The organism is Anaerostipes sp. CAG:276 (assembly GCF_000432215.1).
Taxonomy (GTDB): Bacteria; Bacillota; Clostridia; order Lachnospirales; family Lachnospiraceae; genus Anaerostipes; species Anaerostipes caccae.
Genome location: NZ_FR889201.1, coordinates 35,791 through 58,732, shown reverse-complemented (window position 1 = coordinate 58,732; position 22,942 = coordinate 35,791). Strand labels below are relative to the sequence as shown.

The 22,942-nt window shown below is 44.9% G+C and carries 24 protein-coding genes; 13 read left to right on the top strand and 11 right to left on the bottom strand.

Annotation, left to right across the window (positions count from 1 at the left end; translation table 11 throughout):
* Together QVP35_RS12940 and QVP35_RS12935 are read right to left on the bottom strand one after the other, a co-directional pair.
* The coding region (locus tag QVP35_RS12940; protein WP_288187909.1) for a hypothetical protein at positions 1–1,244 on the bottom strand (1,244 nt) is incomplete at its 3' end.
* A 226-nt stretch (positions 1,245–1,470) separates the two neighbouring features.
* A complete protein-coding gene (locus QVP35_RS12935; protein ID WP_009290736.1) occupies positions 1,471–1,977 on the bottom strand; it encodes an SEC-C metal-binding domain-containing protein in 507 nt (168 codons plus the stop codon).
* 315 nt (positions 1,978–2,292) lie between these two features.
* Between QVP35_RS12935 and QVP35_RS12930 the strand changes: the two genes are divergently transcribed.
* The 4 genes from QVP35_RS12930 (at position 2,293) to QVP35_RS12915 (ending at position 4,733) form a co-directional block, all read left to right on the top strand.
* Positions 2,293–2,580 (top strand): ArsR/SmtB family transcription factor, encoded by a 288-nt coding sequence (locus QVP35_RS12930; RefSeq protein WP_022261238.1) that lies wholly within the window; start codon positions 2,293–2,295, stop codon positions 2,578–2,580.
* Positions 2,581–2,687: 107 nt separating this feature from the next.
* On the top strand, positions 2,688–3,701 hold the full coding sequence (locus QVP35_RS12925; protein WP_009290734.1) for a permease: 1,014 nt from the start codon (positions 2,688–2,690) through the stop codon (positions 3,699–3,701).
* Between the two features lie 97 nt (positions 3,702–3,798).
* A complete protein-coding gene (locus QVP35_RS12920; RefSeq protein ID WP_009290733.1) occupies positions 3,799–4,551 on the top strand; it encodes a tyrosine-protein phosphatase in 753 nt (250 codons plus the stop codon).
* Positions 4,548–4,733, top strand: coding sequence for a hypothetical protein (locus QVP35_RS12915; RefSeq protein WP_006565597.1), 186 nt, complete (start codon positions 4,548–4,550; stop codon positions 4,731–4,733). Before QVP35_RS12920 ends, QVP35_RS12915 begins: the two co-directional genes overlap by 4 nt.
* A gap of 41 nt (positions 4,734–4,774) precedes the next feature.
* Here the strand turns inward: QVP35_RS12915 and QVP35_RS12910 are convergent, their stop codons facing one another.
* The gene (locus QVP35_RS12910) at positions 4,775–5,641 is read right to left on the bottom strand and encodes an aldo/keto reductase (protein WP_006565598.1); all 867 of its coding nucleotides are present in this window, start codon (positions 5,639–5,641) and stop codon (positions 4,775–4,777) included.
* 3 nt (positions 5,642–5,644) lie between these two features.
* Positions 5,645–6,964: a replication-associated recombination protein A gene (locus QVP35_RS12905; RefSeq protein ID WP_009290732.1), complete on the bottom strand. Its 1,320-nt coding sequence runs from the start codon at positions 6,962–6,964 to the stop codon at positions 5,645–5,647.
* Between the two features lie 162 nt (positions 6,965–7,126).
* On the opposite strand from QVP35_RS12905, the gene QVP35_RS12900 reads away from it, so the two are divergent.
* On the top strand, positions 7,127–7,768 hold the full coding sequence (locus QVP35_RS12900) for a hypothetical protein (RefSeq protein ID WP_009290731.1): 642 nt from the start codon (positions 7,127–7,129) through the stop codon (positions 7,766–7,768).
* A 53-nt stretch (positions 7,769–7,821) separates the two neighbouring features.
* Here QVP35_RS12900 and spoIIID read toward each other — a convergent pair whose 3' ends face one another.
* The 4 genes from spoIIID to QVP35_RS12880 all read right to left on the bottom strand — a co-directional run bounded on the left by spoIIID (position 7,822) and on the right by QVP35_RS12880 (position 11,213).
* Positions 7,822–8,097, bottom strand: coding sequence for a sporulation transcriptional regulator SpoIIID (spoIIID, locus tag QVP35_RS12895; protein ID WP_022261237.1), 276 nt, complete (start codon positions 8,095–8,097; stop codon positions 7,822–7,824).
* 60 nt (positions 8,098–8,157) lie between these two features.
* Positions 8,158–9,066, bottom strand: coding sequence for a D-alanyl-D-alanine carboxypeptidase family protein (locus tag QVP35_RS12890; RefSeq protein WP_009290730.1), 909 nt, complete (start codon positions 9,064–9,066; stop codon positions 8,158–8,160).
* A gap of 174 nt (positions 9,067–9,240) precedes the next feature.
* Positions 9,241–10,197 (bottom strand): TIGR03943 family putative permease subunit, encoded by a 957-nt coding sequence (locus QVP35_RS12885; RefSeq protein WP_006565603.1) that lies wholly within the window; start codon positions 10,195–10,197, stop codon positions 9,241–9,243.
* A gap of 14 nt (positions 10,198–10,211) precedes the next feature.
* The gene (locus QVP35_RS12880; protein WP_009290729.1) at positions 10,212–11,213 is read right to left on the bottom strand and encodes a CobW family GTP-binding protein; all 1,002 of its coding nucleotides are present in this window, start codon (positions 11,211–11,213) and stop codon (positions 10,212–10,214) included.
* A 269-nt stretch (positions 11,214–11,482) separates the two neighbouring features.
* On the opposite strand from QVP35_RS12880, the gene QVP35_RS12875 reads away from it, so the two are divergent.
* From QVP35_RS12875 to xdhC, 6 genes are all read left to right on the top strand, one after another.
* Positions 11,483–12,241, top strand: coding sequence for a LytR/AlgR family response regulator transcription factor (locus QVP35_RS12875; RefSeq protein WP_006565606.1), 759 nt, complete (start codon positions 11,483–11,485; stop codon positions 12,239–12,241).
* A complete protein-coding gene (locus QVP35_RS12870) occupies positions 12,225–13,682 on the top strand; it encodes a GHKL domain-containing protein (protein WP_006565607.1) in 1,458 nt (485 codons plus the stop codon). The genes QVP35_RS12875 and QVP35_RS12870 overlap by 17 nt, the downstream gene beginning before the upstream one ends.
* Positions 13,683–13,724: 42 nt before the next feature.
* On the top strand, positions 13,725–14,999 hold the full coding sequence (locus QVP35_RS12865) for a VanZ family protein (protein ID WP_022261236.1): 1,275 nt from the start codon (positions 13,725–13,727) through the stop codon (positions 14,997–14,999).
* A gap of 170 nt (positions 15,000–15,169) precedes the next feature.
* Complete coding sequence (xdhA, locus tag QVP35_RS12860; protein ID WP_022261235.1) at positions 15,170–17,455, top strand: xanthine dehydrogenase subunit XdhA; 2,286 nt, start codon at positions 15,170–15,172, stop codon at positions 17,453–17,455.
* An 11-nt stretch (positions 17,456–17,466) separates the two neighbouring features.
* Complete coding sequence (gene xdhB / locus QVP35_RS12855; protein WP_022261234.1) at positions 17,467–18,345, top strand: xanthine dehydrogenase subunit XdhB; 879 nt, start codon at positions 17,467–17,469, stop codon at positions 18,343–18,345.
* Between the two features lies 1 nt (position 18,346).
* Entirely contained in the window at positions 18,347–18,835 is a 489-nt protein-coding gene (gene xdhC / locus QVP35_RS12850) for a xanthine dehydrogenase subunit XdhC (RefSeq protein ID WP_009290721.1), read from the top strand.
* Positions 18,836–18,920: 85 nt separating this feature from the next.
* On the opposite strand, the gene QVP35_RS12845 is transcribed toward xdhC, so the two are convergent.
* The gene (locus tag QVP35_RS12845; RefSeq protein WP_006565612.1) at positions 18,921–19,373 is read right to left on the bottom strand and encodes a PaaI family thioesterase; all 453 of its coding nucleotides are present in this window, start codon (positions 19,371–19,373) and stop codon (positions 18,921–18,923) included.
* A 120-nt stretch (positions 19,374–19,493) separates the two neighbouring features.
* Here QVP35_RS12845 and QVP35_RS12840 point away from each other — a divergent pair, with 120 nt between their 5' ends.
* Both QVP35_RS12840 and QVP35_RS12835 read left to right on the top strand, forming a co-directional pair.
* The gene (locus QVP35_RS12840; protein ID WP_009290720.1) at positions 19,494–19,919 is read left to right on the top strand and encodes a hypothetical protein; all 426 of its coding nucleotides are present in this window, start codon (positions 19,494–19,496) and stop codon (positions 19,917–19,919) included.
* Between the two features lie 159 nt (positions 19,920–20,078).
* The gene (locus QVP35_RS12835; RefSeq protein WP_006565614.1) at positions 20,079–20,282 is read left to right on the top strand and encodes a cold-shock protein; all 204 of its coding nucleotides are present in this window, start codon (positions 20,079–20,081) and stop codon (positions 20,280–20,282) included.
* A gap of 114 nt (positions 20,283–20,396) precedes the next feature.
* Here QVP35_RS12835 and QVP35_RS12830 read toward each other — a convergent pair whose 3' ends face one another.
* Entirely contained in the window at positions 20,397–21,161 is a 765-nt protein-coding gene (locus tag QVP35_RS12830; protein WP_009290719.1) for a DeoR/GlpR family DNA-binding transcription regulator, read from the bottom strand.
* Between the two features lie 106 nt (positions 21,162–21,267).
* Positions 21,268–22,942: PTS sugar transporter subunit IIA (locus QVP35_RS12825; protein WP_288187907.1), on the bottom strand; the 1,675-nt coding region annotated here is incomplete at its 5' end.

The window sequence follows — 22,942 nt, the reverse complement described above, 5'->3', positions numbered from 1 at the left end:
TTGATTCCTTCCTTCGCCAGATTCCTGAAAAAGGCTTTCTGCAGATAGCTTTCCTGGAAAACCGACGTAAATGTGATGACCGCCTGGTCCTTATAACTGAGCATGGCGCATTTCACCTCCTGTGTCTTGAAGACACCCATCATCACATGAAATTGCTCGATCTCATCCTCATATCCGGGAAGCACCCTGATCTGTCCCAGGTTGGACAGCGTAGTCGTCGCTGACTTGCTGGAACGCCTGAACTTATAACTGAGTCCGAGATTCTTCAAAACAAGCGGCAGAATCCGTATAAATGGGTTCTTTTCTGCTGAAACATTATAAGACAGTACCTCCTCGATCTTTTCCTTTTTAATCTTTTCGTCCATCTGCCGGCTGACTTCAGAGAGAATCTCCTGAAATGTATGATTCTCCCCCCTGGATAAAAATTCGATCAAGGTTACCGCATAAAAGTTGCTGGTCGTACTGGAGTCAAAAAAAGCCCTTAAATTGATCGGCAGATTGATTCCGATTGGATTTTTGTCCTGCTGCCTGTTCATGTATTCCTCATAGATACTGTATATTAATACAGCAGTCAGGTATTTGGTGACGCTGACCCCGCAGCTCCTGCAGGTTTTCTTCAGATCCTCAATACTTACATAACCGTGAATGACGCTGATAGCGCCTCCGTAAATCCTTCTTCCTTTGATCTGATAGGCTCTTTGCGTGCTGTAACCCTTTCCCTTTTTCTTTCGGTAATGCTTAAAGTAGCTGTCTTCCTGATCCAAAATACATTCTTCGCTGGGTGAATATTTTTTCACCTCTCCTTTGGACTCGTTCCTGAACAGGTCAATATAGCGATAAGTGAGTTCCTTTAAAAATGTGATGGCTCCCATGCCGTCTGAGACAGCGTGAAATACTTCCAGATTGATCCTCCTTCTGTAATAAGAAACACGGAACAGAAACTTCCTCCTGCCATGGGGATCGATGTACCGGCAGGGATATTCGGTCTCATCCTCCACCTGGGGCCGGTTCTTATTTTCTTCAAAATAAAACCAGAAAAATCCCCTGCGAAGCCGCACCCGGAACACGTCAAACCACGGAAGAACATCTTCCAGCGCCTGCTGGAGCAGATCCGGACGCACCTCCTCTTTTAAAGTGGACGAGATACGGTAAACGTGGCTGATCTCCTTATTTGCGATCACCGGAAAAAGCTGGGCCGTATTGTCAAGCTTCCTCCATGTAATATGATCATCTCTCTTTTTCATAATTCTTACCTTCCTGAAAAGCAAAATCAAAAGAAAATTCTGTCTACAAACAAAAAGCTGCCAAACCTAATTGACAACTTTTCGGGTGTTATAAACAGTATTACAGCACAACCAGAGCACAGCATCTTTTGTTTGAAAGGCACCATCTCCAGCAAACATTACGTCCATTTTCTACATGATTGGAGTGAGACATTCTAAGAGCCGAACGGAAATCATGTAGAAAATGTCATGCATTTCTTCCGCAGCACTTTTTATATTTCTTTCCGCTTCCGCAGGGACACGGGTCATTTCTTCCGATCTTCTCGCCTTTTACAACTGTCGTGGATGATTTCTGTTCTTTATACAGCTCTTTTCTTCTCTCCTCTGACAGAATATCGTTCCACTGTTCCAGTTCATACAGCCATTCTGCACGGCAGGCAACCATATTGTAGTATAATTTTTCAAAGTCAATATCTAACGTTACTTCCGTATCTTCCTCCATCTCCTCGATCGGATTCGGAGTTTTCAGACTGTCATTGATCCCGTCCAGAAAACCTACAAAAAACTGAAGTTCCGTCTCGTATTTTTCTGCCAGTTCTTTGACGGTTCCTTTTTCTACAAAATCTTTATCTGATAATAACTTTACATAAATCTCTTTTTCGATCCCAAAATAAGAAAGCCAGAACTGCTGTCCATCCTGTGTACGGTCGTCAAATTTATACGCATAGTCGCGCCATTCCTGAAGTAATCCCATGATTTATCCATCCTTTAACTGTTTTCATTGCTTTCGTGATACTTATGATACTATAACAAATTTAAAATATTTTTTCAATCTGTGTATAAAAAAAATTACAGGGGACATACTCTTAATGTCTAATCAACAGATTAGATTACTTATCCTCCCCTTGACGTGCAGGAGGCCTTGTGTTACAGGGCCTTCTGCATGTTTTTTTATTGTATCAGTTCTCTTCATTTCCCACAACGCCTGTAAAGTCTCCAAAACACATTGACATATATCTATATTTGTCATACAGTAAATATAGATAATCATCTATGGGAGGTATCTGAATTGGAGATTAATGAAAAGAAGGTTTCCGCCGTCTTTAAAGCTTTTTGTGATGAAAACCGCATCAAAATTCTAAAACTTTTAGTTACTGGTGAAAAATGTGCCTGTGAGCTCAATGAAAAAATTAATGTTTCGCAGCCTACCATGTCCCATCACATGAAAATTTTGTGTGATTCCGGAGTTGTATCGGGCCGCAGAGAAGGCAAATGGACCTACTATTCCATTTCATCTGAAGGAATGTCCCTTGCCATTCGGACTTTGCATGAACTGACCGGCGAAAAAATATCGTAAAAATTTAATTGTAGTCTGGGCAATCCACAAAAGTGCCTATAAGATTTTTATATACATTATATCGAAACATTTCTATTTATCTATATAAAAGAAAGGACGTTAATAACATGGAAACAATAAAATCAATGTGGGATTTCTTTCAGAACGAAATACTGGGAATGAATTGGCTGAACAAAATCATAAAAAATCTTTTAGAATCCCTTGGACTCGATACCTCATCCAGGGTCGGAAACAGTATGTTGTTCTTTCTATATGACACCGTAAAAATCATGGTGCTGCTGGGAATTTTGGTCCTCCTGATCTCTTACATCCAAAGTTACTTTCCACCGGAAAGAACTAAACGAATTCTTGGAGGTTTACACGGTATCAGGGCAAACATCATTGCTGCTCTGCTGGGCACCGTGACTCCGTTTTGTTCCTGTTCTTCTATTCCGATTTTTATCGGTTTTACAAATGCGGGACTGCCTCTTGGAGTTACCTTCTCTTTTCTGATCTCTTCTCCTATGGTAGATCTCGGATCACTTGTGCTTTTAACGAGTATCTTTGGCGGAAAAGTAGCTCTCGTCTATGTACTTCTGGGACTTGTCATTGCAGTGGCAGGCGGCACCGTGATTGAAAAGCTGCATTTAGAGCATCAGATCCGGGATTTTAACAAATCTGATCATGTCCCGGATGTGCCGCAGGAATCTCTGTGTTTTAAAGACAGAGTCAAATATGCATGGGAGACAGCAAAAATTACAGTAAAAGGGGTCACTCCATATATTTTGGCGGGTGTCGCCATAGGTGCGGTGATTCATAACTGGATTCCTGAAACCTTGATTATAAAAATTCTCGGAAAAGGGAACCCTTTGGGCATTTTGATCGCTGTGCCCGCCGGGATTCCTATGTATGCGGATATCTTCGGCACCATTCCCGTTGCAGAGGCACTGCTCTCGAAAGGCGCCCAGTTAGGTGTTGTCCTGTCCTTTATGATGGCGGTTACAACTCTCTCTCTGCCGTCTGTAATCATGCTGAAAAAAGCAGTCAAACCAAAGCTTCTCTTGATTTTTGCAGTCATCTGTACCCTTGGTATTATTTTTGTAGGATACTTTTTCAATGCATTCCAGTATCTGTTTCTATAGAGAAAAATGTCACGCTCTGTCCAAAATAACCCCTTGTATCTTCTTTCTCTTCCCATTAGAATAGAAGAAACAAATCTATTGTGCGGGAGGTTATCTTTTGAATTTTAATAACACACCAGTAAAAAGAATCCGGTTAGAACATGCATTTAATATCAGGGATCTGGGCGGCCTGGAAACAGCGGATGGCTCAGTCATCCGCTGGAACCGCCTGTACCGGGGTGACTGTCTTGCGTTCCTCTCCCCAGACGAATGGAAAAAGCTTGAGGACTGCGGAATTGTCTCTATTATAGATCTTCGGAGCAAATCCGAGACGCTCCTCATGAAAGATCAGGTTCCGGAGACAATGCAGTATTATCACTGTCCCCTTCAAAAAGAAGAAATTGACTTTGAAAATGCAGCAGAATCTGCTTCCAAAGCCTTCACGAAAAGTCTGGCAGACGGCTATCAGAAAATGCTGTATGACAGTCCTGAGCTGATTGCCGGCGCAGTAAAAACCGTCGTTCAGTGTCTTAACAAAGGAGGGGTTCTCTTCCACTGTACCGCGGGGAAAGACCGGACCGGTGTTCTTTCTGCTGTACTCTTAACACTTCTTGGTGCTGACAGAGAAGACATCGTCGCAGAATATCAGGTTTCCTTTACATACAATCAGCGCGGCGTTAACAAAGCAGCCATGGAACTTCCTGACTATCAGTCCATGCTTCCGATGCTCGGCTCAGATGCCGCCCATATGGAACAGCTTCTTCACTTGTTTGAAGAACTTCACCTTACGTCCTATCTTACAGAACATGGACTGCCCGATTCTGAAATTACAAACCTGAAAGATCTTGTCTTGGAAAGGAAAGGCTCATGAAACAAAAAACAAAACGTATCCTGTCTATCCTTGTGATCCTGTCCATTTTTCTCGTCATAGGCCTCACTCTGTTTTGTGCATTTACCGGAAATGGAGCATTCTATGGTATGCTGGCGCTGATGTTCTTCTATCCGCTGCTCCTGTGGGTGCTTATCTTTCTATACAAAAAAAACAAAGACTGAAACAGAAGGTGCGTTCCATCCCCGGAATGCACCTTCTGTTTTTAAAATCCTACGACTTGCCTTGTTCTCGGAATACTCGGTTCCTCCCCGATCATCCCATAAGTTCTGAGCGTCGCGATCTTTTCCATATCGTCTTCCCCAATCTCAAAATCAAAGACATCTGCATTTCCGCTGATACGCTCCATACTGGATGCTTTCGGCAGCGGGATCACTCCTTTTTGCATGATCCATCGGATACAAATCTGCGCCACGGTACGGTCATATTTTGCGGCCATTTCTTTTAACAGTTCTCTCTTAAATGCCTGTCCCTGGATCAGCGGACTCCACGCCTCCGGCACGATCTGGTTTTCTTTGCAGTAAGCAGCCATCTCTTCCTGCGGATGCTGCGGGTGAAGCTGCACCTGATTGACCATCGGCATAATCTTTGCATGGTTCTTTAATATTTCCAGATGTTCGATCATAAAATTGCTGACACCGATGGCTCTGATCTTACCCGCCCCATAAAGCTCCTCAAAAGCCCTCCATGTGTCAAGAATATCCTGCTCATAGTCATCCTTATGCTCGATCACAACCGGCCAGTGGATCAAATAGAGGTCAAGATAGTCAAGACCTAAGTGTTCCAGTGTTTTATCAAACGATTTCTTTGCCTTTTCATATCCATGATCTGCATTGGGGAGTTTGCTTGTAATAAACAACTCTTCCCTGGGCACTCCGCTCTCACGGATTCCTTTCCCCACACCTGCCTCATTGGCATATGCGGCTGCACCGTCTATGTGCCGGTATCCGGCCTGAATCGCCATTTTCACGCTCTCACAGACCACATCGTCGGGAGACTTCCATGTCCCAAACCCAATACACGGTATCTTTACTCCGTTTCTCAGCATATATCCATCCTGTAAACTGTCCATGCCTCATTCCTCCCTCAGGCTGTCCAAATATTTCTTAATATTTTTCTCATATCCATTCTCTGTCGGTTCATAAAACACGGTCCCCAGTAATTCATCCGGAAGATACTGCTGTTTGACATAATGTCCCGGAAAATTGTGGGCATACTGATATCCGATTCCCCGGCCCAGTTTGGAAGCCCCTTTGTAATGAGAATCCCTCAGATGATTTGGAACCATCCCGTTCTTTCTTTTCCTGACTGCTTCCAGAGCCTGATCCACAGCCATATAAGCCGCATTGCTCTTGGGTGCTCCCGCCACATAGGTCACCGCCTGGGCAAGAATGATCCTGGCTTCCGGAAGTCCGATCCTCTCCACAGCCTGGGATGCCGCGACTGCGACCTGCAGAGCCTGGGGATCTGCGTTTCCTACATCTTCCGAAGCGCAGATCATGATTCTCCGTGAAATAAAGGTAACGCTCTCTCCGGCATCGATCATTCTGGCCAGATAATAAACTGCCGCATCGGGGTCAGATCCCCTCATACTCTTAATAAATGCCGAGATAATATCGTAGTGGTTGTCCCCGCCTTTGTCATACCTCATGACCCGCTTCTGGATACACTCCTGAGCCACATTGATATCGATAACAATCTCTCCGTCTTCTCCCGGTTCTGTGGTAAGAATCCCAAGCTCGACGGCATTCAGCGCACTTCTTGCATCTCCCTCGGCCATATCTGCCAGGAAATCAAGGGCCTCATCGGTAATCTTGGCGCGATAAATCCCCATGCCCTTCTCGTCATCGGTCACAGCTCTGACTAAAAGTTTTTTAATGTCCTCTGGTTCCAGTGACTTAAGTTCAAAGACATTGGACCTTGAAATCAGCGCCTGATTCACCTCGAAATACGGATTTTCCGTAGTGGCGCCGATCAAAATGATCGTCCCGTCCTCCACAAAAGGAAGCAAAAAATCCTGCTGGGCTTTGTTGAACCTGTGGATCTCATCAATGAACAGGATTGTTTTTTTCTGGAACATCCCCAGTGCTTCCTTTGCCTCCTTCACGGCCTCCTGCATTTCTTTTTTGCCGGAAGTGGTAGCATTCATCTGCACGAAGTTTGCCTGGGTCGTCTGGGCAATGACTCTGGCTAAGGTCGTTTTTCCGGTACCCGGAGGTCCGTAAAATATGATGGAACTGAGCTTGTCCGCCTGAATCGCCCGGTAGAGCAGCTTGTCCTTCCCTATAATATGCTCCTGTCCCACGACTTCATCGAGGGTTTTGGGCCGCATTCTGCCGGCCAGCGGAGCTTCTTTCCTGCTGTTTTTCTGTCTTGCATAATCAAATAAATCCATAGCTCCTCCTTTTTGGTAATCTTAACATAGAGACCGATGAAAATCCACGCAAATTTAAGACTTTTTTTAGAAATAAGTCATGATTTTATATGCACGATTTGATATAATGTCACTAGTATATTGATAAGAAACAATAAACCAAAACTGCGTATTGGAGTTATTATGGGTAAAATATTAGTAGAAAAGCTTTCTTACACCGAAGTCAACAAAAATATCAGTCAGACAGAATACGAAAAGATACAGGAGGAATATCTGCTGTCCAAGTCTCCTGAAAAATACATGATAAGCATGCCCGTAAGAGTTTTGATGTTTGAGGGGCTTGAGAGAGAACCGAATATCCGTTACTATATTTATGAAGAAGACCACACAAACTTTTTCTTCATTCAGAATCAGACCAGCGGACATGTGGTCCATAAGACAAAGTTTTCCCTGACACAGGAAGAAGTAGAGAAAATTCTCAGCGGAGATTATCAATTCCTGCTGGACAGTGAAGAGCCGGCGATGAATTCTTTGTATTTCCAGTTCACCATCAACAAGCTCCATCCTACTTATAAAAAGGAGTGTACCAGAAAGATCTTTCACCAGAATCGTTTTTTAGATATCGTGATTGATATTTCTATAAAAAGGACACCGTTTGAGGGCTCTGACTTTTTTACTCCGCAAAAGTTATACGCTCAGAAAAAGTCTTCGCTCAGGTGTCATACAAGACAGTATCTGACACTTTCAAAACCGGTATCCTCCCTGCTGAAGTTCAATGAACAGCTCCTACATAATCAGACGGGAAATGTCAACGCCGGCCGCTGACCCATAAAAGTGCTGCCTTCTTTGGCATACCGTATCTTAAATACAAAAGCAATTCACCCCTGAATTGCTTTTGTATTTTTTTTTATCTTCTCGTATTTTCCACGGGTCGCCATGCCGCCCCGTATGTGCCGCTCCGATTTGTTGAGATCCAGTACCTCTCTGGCCCTTCTGGCCAGGGACTGATTGATCTTTTCCAATCGTTCCGTCACATCTTTATGTACGGTAGATTTAGAGATTCCGAACACTTTGGCAGTTTGTCTGACTGTGGCTTTTTTATCTACGATATAATTGCCGACTTCTACCGCGCGTTCTTCAATGTACTCTTTCATAAAAATCCCCTGCATTCTCTGTTTTTACAGTGTATGCAGTGGAATATCCGTTTAGACTTCCTATAATTCTTGATATATAGATTCTGCGTCCAGCACGTGAAACGGTCTTGTCTGATGGTCTCCTCTGGCACCCGCAGTCACCAGTATATACCTCTTTCCGCGTATATTGACCCAGCTTGCCAGGCAGAGTCCTGCTTCTTTTGTATAGCCGGTCTTTCCGCCGAGAAAACTTCCGTTCGTTGGCTTCAGCTGGTCTTTATAATCTGTCAGAGTACTTTGCAGAAGAAGTCCTTCCGGATGCTTTTGTGTTGGTTCTGTCCGATACTGCATTGTCTCAAACACTTTTCTAAACCGGGGGTTTTTCAGAGCATACCGGAGAAGGATCTCCAAATCCTCTGCTGTTGAAACGTGCTTCGGATCATGCAGGCCGGTTGAATTAACAAAGTTTGTGTGCTTCATTCCAATTTCCCTTGCTTTCTGATTCATCAGCAGGGCAAACTTTTCTTCACTTCCTGCCAGATAATTTGCCAGCCTGAGACAGCACTCCGCTCCTGACGGCAGCATTGCTCCATAATAAAGATCTTTTATCTTTACTCTCTCCCCCGGCAGAAATCCTGCAACGGAGGCATGGCTTTGGGCCAGCGACTGAAAAATATCCTGGTTCATCAGGATTTCCTTTTCATCATTAGAAACAGATTCTACAGCCAGCAGAACTGTCATGATCTTTGTTAAAGATGCAGGATATATTTTCTTATTTCCCTGCTTATTCATTAGGATCCTGCCGGATTTTTGTTCTGCCAAAACCGCAGCATCGCTGTAAATCTTTTGATCTGAGACCTGCCTTAAGTTTGATACCTCCCTGAAAACGTCATCTCCAAATGGGATGTCTTTAGGAAACCACTCTCCGCCTTTTGCCCACAATCCTATGGCAAAAATGATGATCAGCAAGCATATTCTTTTTCTTTTCATTCTAGTCCCTCCTGTTTTATCCTTTCAGTTTTTTTCTAATTTTCAGTATAAAGATAAAAAAAAGAACCGTAACAAAAAAACCTTGTGTTGAGCATCATCCTGCCCCAAATAAAAAAGGGACAAACGTTCAGGCCAAACGGCCGACGTTTGTCTCCGTTTCTTACGATGTGCTGCTTAAAAGTAGATCAGCTTTTCTTTTGGCTGTGTTCCCTGTTCTATGCGCAGCGCCTTTAGAACAGGGCCCCTCTCTCCTCCGTACGCTTTATGGTTTTCCATACTGATTTTCGCCGTCAGCACGGCCCAGGAACCATCCTGTATTTTCTTCATTGTAGAGGACTTGACATGATGCATTTGACAGATGAAACCGATAAATGTTATGTCGTCCTCACAGCATGTCATAGCAGACCTGCCCGGCAGAATCAGCCCGGCAGGGATTCCATGAGGCCTTCTGACAAATACATTGGAAAGCTCCACCACTTTGCCCATATAAACATTGGGCCGCTCCAAAACGTCAATGTACCAGATTCCAAAATCATCCTCATTGACCCTGATGATCTCTGCCTCCGGATCGTACGGGAGCATCTCATTGAGTTCAAATTCTTTTCCGTCCGCCCGTTCAAATCCTACCTGCGCCCTCCGGCTGACTGCCTTAATACTCCTTCTATAGGAGGACGCATTGGTCTCATCGGTACAGCGGTTGAAAATGACCATATCCGCCATCTTGAACATCTCCACCATCAGAGACCGCATATTTTTTAAATACAGATCCGCAGTAGACGCATCCACCGTGACAATGATCTGATACAATTCCAGGTCTGTCTCATCGATCACATCCATGACATCCTCGATCTGATACATTCCATTATATTCGATCATAATACGGTCCGGATGGTAATTTTTCTCACAGTTTTCTACAAAGGCTGGGGTAAAATCTTCTATGTCATCTATCTGTAGAACAAAGGAATTACTCTCCTCCAGGAACTCTTTTTCATATTCTTCCTCCCCTTCTTCGAATGAAAGAATCATCGTCCGCTCACCGTCCGCAAAATATTCCTGGTTCAAAGTGTCTTTTATAAAAGAAGTTTTGCCGCTCTCTAAAAATCCCCATATCAGGTAAACCGGCATTTCCATAGTTTTTTACCTCCCTATTTAAGCCCAAAAAGAGCCTGGATTTTTTCCGTGTTGAGATCTGATCCGATGACACAGATTCTGCCGGTATAATCCGCTTCTCCCTGACGGATCTCGTACTCACCCGGCACCATGTCAAAATGCAGCCATGTATGATCCGGCCCTTCCACGATGCCTTTCGCTCTCAGAATCATGCCGAAATCATCTGACTCTGCCAGCTTCTTCAGGATCTGTTCCAGCATTTCTTTCTTATATTTGTGAGGTGTTTCCTCTCCCCAGCTTGTAAACACCTCATCCGCATGATGATGGCCGTGTTCATGGTGGTGTTCATCTCCATGGTGGTGATGATGCTCTCCGTGTTCATGATGGTGTCCGCACTCCGGACAGATTTCTTCTTCCTCAAACAGCTGCTTTTCCAGCTGGTTTCCCTCTTCCATCACAGAAAGGATCTTCTCTCCGTCCAGCTGTTCCCACGGCGTCGTGATCACGGCTGCCTTATAGTTATGTTCTCTGATAAGGCCGACGGCCTGTCCGAGCTTATCTTCCTTTACCTGACCGGTCCTGCTCAATATGACAGTTCCTGCGTATTCGATCTGATTATTGTAAAATTCCCCGAAGTTTTTCATATACATCCTGCACTTCTTTGCGTCTGCCACAGTGACAAAGCTGTTCAGTGAGAGATCACAGTTTTCTGCTTCCTTCTGCACCGCTTTGATCACATCGGACAGCTTTCCCACACCGGACGGCTCAATAATGATGCGGTCCGGGGAGTACTGTGAAACTACTTCTCTGAGCGCCGTTCCAAAGTCTCCTACCAGAGAGCAGCAGATACATCCGGAATTCATCTCCGTCACCTGGATCCCGGCCTCTTTTAAAAATCCGCCGTCGATGCCGATTTCGCCAAATTCATTTTCGATCAGGACAACCTTTTCCTGTCCCAGAGCCTCTTTTAAAAGCTTTTTAATAAGCGTTGTCTTCCCTGCTCCTAAAAATCCTGAAATGATATCTATTTTTGTCATAATTCTTACTTCCTTTCTTTGGATGATTGCATCCTGCGGCCGGGTCACATATAATTCTACTTATACCACAGTATTTTTTATTGTACTACTTTTTTAAAATATTTCAAATATCCCGAATGCACGGTCTTTGTCCTGAACGTAATCAATCCTTAAAACTTCACGTTCTGTCCCAGGTATCACAGGATATTTTTAAGACATTCTTGTTTTCTTCTCTTATAGTAGTTCCTGTATAGGAAACAAAAGAGATCAGGCAATCAGAAAGGAGTTTTATGTTAGAAATCATTCTCTGCGATGATGATCCTTTTATTTTAAAGATCATCAGAGAACAGGTAGAACACATTTTATCAGAGTCCATCCCCGAAGGCCGGATTGCATGTGTTGCCTCCGGCTATCAGGAACTGTTTCTTTATTTAAAGAAACATCCCGGTGAATATCTTTTTTTTCTGGATCTGGATTTTGGAAGCAATGAATTTAATGGAATTGATATAGCAAAACAGATCAAAAAAAGTTTTCCCGGCTCAAAGATCGTATTTGTGACGAACCACTATGAACTGGCACTCAATGTACTGAAATCCGGAGTGGAGCCTTTTGGCTTTATCGAAAAGACCACAGACATTATGAAAATGAACCAGTGCTGCTATCAGTATATCTATCTGGCCAAAAAAAGCTTTCCCTCTAAGGAATCTGAAGAGGATACAGAAACTGTCACTTTAAAAATCGGCACCGATGAGGAACTGTCACTTCCAAAAGCCGATATCCTGTATGTGGAGGCAGTCAAGACAAAGTCCCACTGTATCTGCTATCATACAGTGAACGGTTCTTCCATTACAGTCCGAGAAACAATCGACCATGCACTTGAGACTTTAGGAGCAGGCTTTATGAAGAGCCACCGCTCCGTCATTGTCCAGAAGTGCCATATGATCGGACTCTCCGATGGAATGATCAAGTTTATCAATGGGGATACGGTCCCCTGTTCCTTCCGGCAGAGAAATGAAATAAAAGGAGTCATATATGGAAAGCAAAGCTAAAAAAATCCTGTGGCTGCTTTATCCCGCAGTCATGGGGCTGATATGGTACACGCAGCTTCCGAGAATACTGTTAATGACTGGTACTACGGCTATGCAGTATTTCGTGATCAGCCTTGTTTCTGTTCTGTCTATCGCCATTTTAAATCTGCTGCGCTTCCGGCTCCCCGATTTTCTGCTGTTATTTACTGTCATTTTCATGGTCGTGTCGAAACCGGACTTTGTTGAAGGATTTTCAGATTTCCTGATCTTCTTTCTGATTTTTGGTATCGGCTACTACAGAAAAGAGCTTCAGAAAGGCAAAGTTTTGTTTTCATGGATCACATTTATCCTGTATGTGGCAAACCGTGTGTTTCTTCGGAATATTTATGACTCTTTCAAAGGTTTTTATTTCCGCTATGCAAACGGGCTTGAGACTGAATATCTGGTCAAAGCAGGGATCTTTATTCTTCTGTCCGCTGCTGTGGTTTTGCTGGATACCCTTTTGATCTTGCTGATCAGAAAAATTTTTGGAAGATATCTGGTTAAAATTTCAGTGCTGGAGAAGTCTTATCCGAAGATCGCCCGGAATTTTATTCTATGTACCGTTTGTTTATTTGTGCTGGCTCTGGTTTTTCAATATCAGCTCTCCATGTTTATGACACTTTTTTATACGGCGGATTATTCTGAATTTTATCACCAGATCATGAATTGTATGGATACGATAACAGTCTGTGTCCTGCTGATCCAGATCATCATCCTGGCAACTCTTCTTATGTTTTCCAAGTATCGTTTTACCATCGACGCAAAACGGCGCTATGAGGAAAACCTCCTTTTGTACAGCAATGATCTGGAGAAAAACCTGACAGAGATCAGAAATTTAAAGCATGATATGAAAAATATTCTTTTTACTCTGGGCCATCTGATTGAGAACAGCCATGATGAACCTCTGAAAGAATATTTTAAGCAAACCGTCAATCCTTATTTTCAGGATGAGCTTAAGAAAAATGATTTATATGCCCAGCTGCAGCAGGCGGACGATGAACAGCTCCGAGCTTTTCTATATTATAAAATCTCTGCCGGCTTTCGGGAGCACTTAGATATCCGCCTGTCGTTCGACGGTGTTTTTAAAGAAAGCCTGATCACAGACAGCATTGATTTTCTGGACTTTATCCGCATTTTAGGGATTTTTCTCGACAATGCCATGGAGGAAGCCGCACTTACCATGGACAAACAAATCGATATCCGGTTCGTTTCAAATAAAGATATGTATGAGGCTGTTATCTCAAACTCTGTCCGTAGGGAGAAGGAGGTAGTGCCCGGCTTGTCAGATAAAGGACTGGGCCGGGGCAATGGGCTGATGATCGTCCATAAGATACTGGAAACCTATCCTAATATTATTTTAAACTCCTATACAAACAACGGGAAATTCATCCAGCACCTTGAAATTACCAGATCTGAATGATCCCGTTTTGCCTGGTCTCCACACATAGCAAAGGAGATCACTATGAACAAAGAAAAACAAACAAAAGCAAACAAATATTTCAAACGATTTTTCTGGGCAGTATTTTTATTTTATCTGCTGATTTTGATCAAGATCGTTCTGTTAAAAGATACGGACCTCTCTGCTGTTCCAAAATTTTTGACCGGTGAGAAAAAGGGATTCCGCTCATTCAATCTGATTCCTTTTCAGACCTTTCTTAATTTTTCCCGTATTGCAGGGAGCGGGAATTTTTTGTGGAGCATATCAAATCTTTTGGGAAACAGCCTGATTTTCCTCCCTTTTGGTTATCTTCTTGCTCTGTTGAAAAGCCCGAAGATTTCTAAACGAAAGATTCTGTTCCTGTCGGCACTTTTAAGTCTCTTTTTTGAGACCAGCCAATATGTTTTTTATCTTGGTTCTGCCGACATTGACGACCTGCTTCTGAATGTACTCGGCGCTGCCGCGGGAATTCTCTGTTTTCATATTCTGACGGCTCTGTGCAGGAATGATCTGCACCGGATCTATCTTATCAGCCTGATCCTTGGACTCCTTTCATTTGCCGGAGCGGGTGCCATCGCCTATGTGGAATTCGGGAGCCGCCTGGGTCTCGTGCATTATAAAAGTACAGTCATAGGCGGGGAGGATATACCAAAAAAAGAGCCTGGTTATACTGGTTACTTTATGTCCGGAAGTGACAGAAAGCTCCGCTGCACCAGCGACACAGATGAGGCCTTCGGCGATCCTTCTGTCATAAATATCACCCCTGAGACAAAAGTCTTTCATTTAAGCTATGAAAAGGAGAAGACCAGTTTTCATCAGATTAATACTGTCTATAAGCGATACAGCTTATCCCAGCTGAAGTCTGTGAAAAAACATTCCAAAGTTTCTGTCTGGTTTACTAAAAATGGCAGGAATGCGGATATCATCGTTCTGTCTGACCCTGTCAATACAGACAGCGAAAGCGTCAAGGCAGACGGCGCTTATGTGGAAAAGAAAGAACTGAACGGCACTGTCATAAGTATAGGAAAAGAAACCTTTGTGATCAGCAAGATCAACACATACGATGACAAGAAAAACGGCGGACAGATTGCCGAAAGCACTGATATTCATATCACAGTAAAATATAAAAAAGATCTGAAGGTTACTGTCTGTGATGCCTATAATCAGGGAACAAAAACCAGCTGCCGGAAAGGCAGCTTAAAGGATCTGAAAAAGGACCGCAGTGTTCTTCTGAAAGGAACCGTCAGAGATAAAATATTTTACGCGGAATCTGTTACCGTATATATTTTTCACAAATAACGCTTTCCCTCTTTAATGCGTAAGCTGACTTTCGTTGACACATTGTACGGAATTTGGTACAATTTATTTACAATTAAAAGATCGTGGCCTGGGCGTCTCTGACAGCATTCTTTTACATAGAATGTTGTTAGAGAACGCTCAGGTATTTTATATTCAGAGGGGGACTGCCTATGAGAACTGTTGGTCAAAGCATAAAAAGAGTGGATGCTTACGAGAAGGTATCCGGAAGAGCCAAATTTACCGATGATCTGATCCCGAAGCATTGTCTCACTGCGAAAGTACTGCATGCTCCCATTGCCAGCGGTATTGTCGCTTCTATAGACACAAGTGAGGCGGAGGCCCTCAAAGGGGTGGTAAAAGTCGTCACCTTCCGTGACGTCCCAAAGCATACATATCCCACTCCCGGCCATCCCTGGTCCGTGGATCCGTCTCACCAGGATACGGCGGACCGCCGTCTGCTGACCGGTAGAATCCGTTATTACGGCGACGATGTTGCCGCCGTGATCGCCGAAGATGAAGTCACCGCTTCCAGGGCTTTAAAACTGATCCGGACAGAGTACGAAGAATATGCCCCGGTGCTTCATCCCCGGGATGCCATGAAGGGAACCATTCCGCCGGTTCACGAAGAACATCCGGACAATATTCTTGCAAAGAGCAACTACGAGATCGGACATGTGGACGATGCACTCTCGCAGGCAGATGCCGTACTCAGCGAAAGTTTCCGCACCCCTATCGTCCAGCACTGCCACATTGAGCCGCCGATTTCCTATGCCTACATGGAAAAAGACAGGATCGTTGTCGTATGTTCCACCCAGATCCCCCATATCGTGAGGAGAGTCATCGGGCAGGCCTTGGGCATCCCATGGGGAAAAGTCCGTGTCATAAAGCCATATATCGGCGGAGGCTTCGGCAACAAACAGGAGGTTCTCTATGAACCTCTCAATGCATTTCTGACTGCCTCTGTCGGCGGCCGTCCGGTGAAACTGGAGCTTTCCAGAGAGGAAACGTTTACAAACACCAGGACCCGCCATTCCATTGAATATGACCTGACGGCAGGCGTAACAAAAGACGGTAAAATTCTCGCCAAAGATATGAAAGCCTATTCCAACCAGGGGGCCTACGCCTCACACGGCCATGCCATCGCAGCCAACGGCGCTACCGCATGGCGCCATTTATATGATGTAAAAAATATCCGGGCCGATGCTTATACCGTCTATACAAATGCACCGGTAGGCGGAGCCATGAGGGGCTATGGTATCCCCCAGTTCTGCTTCGTATCCGAATGTCTGATGGATGATCTGGCCTGTAAAATTTCCATGGACCCGTTAAAGTTCCGGGAGCTCAACCTATATGACGGATATTATGAAGATCCTGTTTTAACTCCTCTCGCCGCAAACACCAACGGCGTCAGAGAGTGTATGAGGCGCGGAGCAGACTACATACACTGGGAGAAAAAACGCAGCTTATATCAAAACCAGTCCGGGAATATCCGGCGCGGTGTGGGCATGGCTTTGTTCAGCTATAAGACCGGTGTATGGCCCATTTCCCTGGAAATATCCGGAGCCAGGCTTATCCTCAATCAGGACGGGAGTGTCCAGCTCCAGACCGGCGCCGCAGAAATCGGGCAGGGTTCCGACACTGTATTTACACAGATGGCGGCGGAGGTCCTGGGTCTTTCCCCTGATGACGTCCACATTCAGCCCTTTCAGGATACGGACATTACCCCTTTTGACACGGGAGCTTACGCTTCCAGACAAACCTATATCAGCGGCATCGCCGTCAAAGAATGTGCCGAACTCCTGAAAGAAAAAATTCTTACCTATGCCAGGACTCTGGTTGCTGAAGAATATAGGGATCAGGAGCTTTCTCTGTATGATAAACAGATCCTGTGCGGCCGGAAGCCGGTCCTGTCCCTTGAAGAACTGGCTTTTCACAGCTATTACAGCAGGACTTCTTCTGCCGCCATCACGTCGGATGTATCCCGGCAGATCAAGAAAAACACCCTTGCGTTCGGAGCTTGTTTTGCGGAAATTGAAGTAGATTTAAAACTAGCTAAGATTAAGATACTCGATATCATCAATGTCCATGACAGCGGAAAGATCATCAATCCACAGCTGGCCTCCATGCAGGTCCACGGCGGCATGTCCATGGGCATAGGCTATGGTCTGAGTGAGCAGATGCTCCTGGATGAAAAGACCGGACGCGTACTGAACGGCAGCCTGTTAGACTACAAGCTTCCCACTATGATGGACTCCCCGGATCTCCATTTAGACTTTGTGGAACTTGAAGATCCAACGGGCCCGTTCGGAAACAAGGCTCTTGGCGAGCCTCCAGCAATCCCTCCTGCTCCGGCCATCCGCAATGCTTTTCTTCACGCAACCGGGATTCCGGTCAATGAAATCCCTCTTTCACCTCAGAGGGTATTTGAGGCATTAAAAAAAGCTGATTTGATATAAGGGGGAAATATATGTATGATATAGAAGATTATTATGAAGCAGACACCGTGGCAGATGCCTGTGATCTCTTACAAAAACATCCCGGCGCCATACTCATCTGCGGCGGCAGCGATGTGCTGATCCGTATCCGGGAAGGGAAACTGGCAGGCTCCAGCCTGATCAGTATACGGGGTATCAGAGATCTGCATGGAGTTTCCATGGAAAAGGACGGAACAATTTCCATAGGAGCTGCTGTCACCTTTCATCATTTGACAGAGGACCCGGCGGTCCGTCAATATATCCCGGTGCTTTCAGAGGCGGCAGATCAGGTAGGCGGTCCCCAGATCCGCAATATCGGCACCATCGGCGGAAATCTCTGCAACGGAGCCGTCAGCGCAGACAGTGCACCTGCCTGTTTTTGTCTGAATGCCCGGCTGAAGATTTCCGGTCCCGGCGGAGAGCGGATCGTCCCCATAAAAGATTTTTATCTGGGACCGGGCCGGGTAGATTTAAGAAACGGAGAAATACTGACCCGGATCTTCATCGACAAAAAAAATTACGAAGGTTATACCGGGCACTATATTAAATATGCCATGAGGAATGCCATGGATATTGCAGCGCTGAGCTGCTGCGTCCTGTGCAGGACCGATCTGTCTGCCCGGACACTGAACGATGTGAAAATAGCGTTTGGCGTTGCGGCTCCCACACCTTTCCGGTGCGTGGAGACAGAATCAAAATTAAAGGGGATGGCTGTTGATGACCGTCTTTACGACAAGATCGAGGAATCCGTCCGCACCGAAATCAATCCGAGAGATTCCTGGCGTGCATCCCGCAGTTTCCGCATCCAGATCGGAGGCGAGATCGCCAGACGGGCACTGCAAAAAGCCGTAAAACTCCAGGAGGTGAGGTAGTATGGAACAGCAGAAAAAACTTGTAACCTGTACGGTCAACGGGCATGAAGTGGCTGAATATGTAGATGTGAGAGAATCCCTTTTAGAAATGCTCAGAAACCGCCTTGGCCTGACTTCCGTAAAAAAGGGCTGTGAGGTGGGTGAATGCGGTGCCTGTACGGTCATTGTGGATGGAGAGACCATCGATTCCTGTATTTATCTGGCCGTGTGGGCCCAGGGAAAACAGATCCGCACTCTGGAAGACCTCATGGGACCGAATGGAGAACTCACAAGAATCCAGGAGGCATTTATCGAAGAAGGCGCCATTCAGTGCGGCTTCTGCACCCCGGGTTTTATTATGTCCGCCACAGTCCTTCTGGAACGAGGCGAAAAAAACCTGACTCGGGATATGATCCGGAAACATATGGCAGGAAACCTCTGCCGCTGCACGGGCTATGAAAATATCGTAAATGCGGTGCAGAAGGTACACAAGGAAAACCAATCCCTGTAAATTATCATGACATTTTCTACATGATTGGAGTGAGGCATTCTAAGAGCCGAACGGAAATCATGTGGAGAATGTCTTAAATTACTGATTACCGAAATGTTTTAAATGGTCTCGGAGTCTTAAATATTCCGGTAGCGCTGCCCACCAGCTCGTCTCCCACATACGCTTTTCCCATGAAATTCATGATCGTTTTTCCAGTGGACACAGCTTCGGCTTTTACTGTCACTGTAGATCCAATGGGTACTCCCTTCAGAAAGGAAGTGGAGAGCTGGACCGTAGGTGCGATATCATAATCGCCCAGTCCGCTTGTCAGCGTGCCGAAGGTGATGTCGAACATCCCAACCAAAGATCCTCCAAACATAATATTAAACCCGTTTCGATGGAAATCCCCGACCTCATATTCCATCGTCACACGTTTTTCATCATAATTGTAATCCACAATCTTTCCTCTCAATTCATTGAAAATACTGTGGTCGCTCACATGGCGGATGGCCTCCACTCTGCGTCTCATATTTTTCTCAAAACTCTCACGGTTTCCCATAAGATTCACTTCCCTTCTTTTTCCTTTCTGATAATTTTAACACAGATCCTTGCTTTTGTATAATAATTCTCTTTTATGTAAATGCTACCTGTAACAGATGTATTTGAAAGGAGTTTCATTATGGATAATCAGAACTTATTAAACGAGATGTATCAAAATCTTCAGATGGTGTTAAATACCATGCCGGAGCTTACCCAGGCCACCTCAGACTGTGATTTGAAAGGATGTTTGGAACAGCAGGAACAGCAGTTCCAGGACTTTTTCTCAAGAGTCAAACAGGCTATGACAAAAGATATGCAGCAGCCGGAAGAAATCGGAGAAATCCAGAAAAAATATGCGGAATGGATGACCAAGATGAAAGCCATCGCAGATAAATCCACAAGCCATTTAGCGGAAATGTCCATCCAGGGATATACCATGGGAATGATCCAGCTGATCCAGAGCTCCCACAAAAATTGTGACGCTTCTAAGGACAATTTGTCGATGTCAACTGATCTTGTAAAACTCTACGAAGAAAGTATCGATAGTTTAAAAAAGTATTTGTAAAAAAACAATGGTTGTGGTATGATAATTACTGTTATTAGTGAATGTATAGATCACGTCCGGGTAGATGTTGCATTGCTATGTATCCCTCTGGAACGTGATCTTTTTATTTCGCTGATAATGAAAGTAATGTTAATTTTTATTTTTAATGGAGGTACCCAAATGAACACTGGTACAGTAAAATGGTTTAACTCAGAAAAAGGTTACGGATTTATTTCTCAGGAAGGCGGAGACGATGTATTCGTACACTTCTCAGCAATCTCAGGTGATGGATTCAAGACTTTAGAAGAAGGACAGCAGGTTAGCTTTGAAATCGCAGAAGGACCTCGCGGAAAACAGGCTGAGAACGTATCCAAATTAGCTTAATCTTTTTCTTTTTGAATTAAATAGATTTTGCAAGAATCCCACAGACGGTGTGCACCACTGTCTGCGGGATTTTTTATTTTATATAAAATTGTGCGGACTTTCCTCCTTATCCTGTCAGGAACAAACCACTTCTATTCCTTGCTTTTCCAGGGCCTCCTTTGCATGGTCCGGTATCTGTGCGTCGGTGATCAGACGGTGAAACTCCTCCGCTTTTGCATAGGAACAGATGGTGCGCTTTCCGATTTTTGAACTGTCGCAGATCAGATATTTCCGCTCTGCGATCCCCATCATTCCTTTCTTGATCTCTGCCTGTTCCAAATTTGGAGTAGTGGCACCTTTGGCCAGGGACAGGGCATTGGCAGACATAAAAGCCTTATCTGCAGACAGATTTTCCAAAAACTTAAGTCCCATACTGCCCACCGTACATTCAAAATAGTTTCTCACATGACCGCCTAAAAATATAAGATAAATCCCCTGATGTCTCTGAAGTTCCAAAGCGATTTGAAGGTCATTGGTCACCACCGTAAGATTATTTGCATCCTTTAAGAGCTTGGCGAGTTCCAGTGTCGTCGTCCCGCTGTCCAGGAGGATCATGTCGCCGTCTTCGATCATTGCTCTGGCAGTCTTTGCAATCTTCTGCTTCTCTTCCATCCGTTTATCTTTTCTCGCGGAGATAGACTCCTCCATGTCCAGGACATCCTCATTCAGCATGGCTCCTCCGTGTGTCCGGACGAGTTTTCCAGCCTTTTCAAGCTCTGTGAGATAAGTACGGATCGTTGTCCCGCTGACCTGAAACATTTCGGTGAGCTCCCCGATGCTCGTCCTCTTATTCTGCCTTAAAAGCTCCATGATCTTTTCTTTTCTTTCTTCTGCAAACATGCGATCCCTCCGTGCTCTCTGTGTACTTTATATTTAGATAAATTATAGCACAGAGGCTTCAAAAGGAAAAGCCGCGGGAACTACCGCCCCCGCAGCTTTGCTTCTGCTATTTTGTCAAAATATGATACAGTTCATCTGCGTCTCTGCCGTCTACGATCTTTCTTACTGCCTCCTCCTCATTCAGAGTAAGTGCGACATTTGAAAGAATGGACAGGTGTTCCTGGTCGGCTCCTGCGATCCCGATCACCAGCCTCACTGTCTCATCATTCCAGACGATTCCATCCGGTACGATTAATGCAGCGATACCCGATGCTTTAATTTCCTTCTTGGCTTCAAGAACACCGTGCGGGATAGCGATTCCATTGCCCAGATTGGTCGGATTTTCTTTTTCCCTCAAAAGCATGCCATTCTCATAGCTTTCTGTGACATATCCGTCCTTTAAAAGCATCTGCGCAATCATATGAATTGCATCTTCTTTTGTTTTTGGCTGATCTGTGACTTTGATATTTTCCTTTTTCAGTACCGGAAGAGGATTTTTTGCCTCTGTCAGTTTTTTTACGATCTCATCGTACTTTGGACTGGAAAGAAAGTTATCCACGGAGATATGTACCGCCTCCGGGCGCTCTCTCATAGCCCGCTCCGTCAGTGATTCATGGGTAACAACCACATCCACATCTGCCGGAAGATTGGGGATTGCCACGTTTTTCACCTCAATATCGAGGCCTGCCTGTTTTACCTTATCTTTGAGTATAGATGCTCCCATGGCACTGGAACCCATTCCGGCGTCACATGCCACATATACTTTTTTGATGACTTTCCCTGTGAAATCAATGACTTCCTGCGCTCCGATACGGCCTCCGCCGCCTGTGCCTTCTGCCTTCATAGAGTCTTTCTTTGCCACTGCCTTCTGGAGTGCTTCTTCATCAGAATCACGGCAGAGCCTCAGGATGAATGCGCCGACCCCAAATGATACGGCAGTGGATACGAGCATTCCGGCAATGATCGGAAGATAGTGAGATTTCGGCGCCACTGCCAGCACGGAAAAGTAACTTCCCGGTGAAGCGGTTGCCACCAGTCCGCAGTTAAACATCTGGAAAATAAAGTTTCCTGACACCGCACCGCAGATAGATGCAAGGATCATCTGAGGCTTCATGAGGATATATGGAAAATAAGGTTCATGGATTCCACCGAATGCATGGATGATTGCTACACCAGGCGCCGTCTTTTTCGCTGTTCCTGTACCAAAGAATGTATAGGCCAGCAAAACACCCACTCCTGGACCCGGATTCGGCTCCAGGATAAATAAGATTGATTTTCCTGCCTCTGCCGCCTGGGTGATTCCCAGAGGTCCAAGAATCCCGTGGTTAATCGCATTGTTAAGAAACAGAACTTTCGCAGGTTCAATAAAAATACTCGCAAAAGGTGTAAGGCCGTGATCGATGATGACATTAACTCCGGCAGACATCACATGGTTTAATACCTGTACAAACGGTCCGATCGCAAAAAATGCTGCCAGCACTAAGAAGATTCCAAGAATCCCGCAGGAAAAATTGTTGACGATCATTTCAAATCCCGGTTTTACCCTGCCTTCAAACAAACGGTCCACCTGTTTCATACAGAGAGCTGCCAAAGGTCCCATAATCATGGCTCCCATAAACATCGGAATATCAGATCCTACGATAACTCCCATGGTAGCTGCCGCACCAATGACACCGCCGCGGTCGCCGTAAAAGTTCTTTCCTCCCGTATAACCGATCAAAGTAGGAAGCAGATACTTTAAC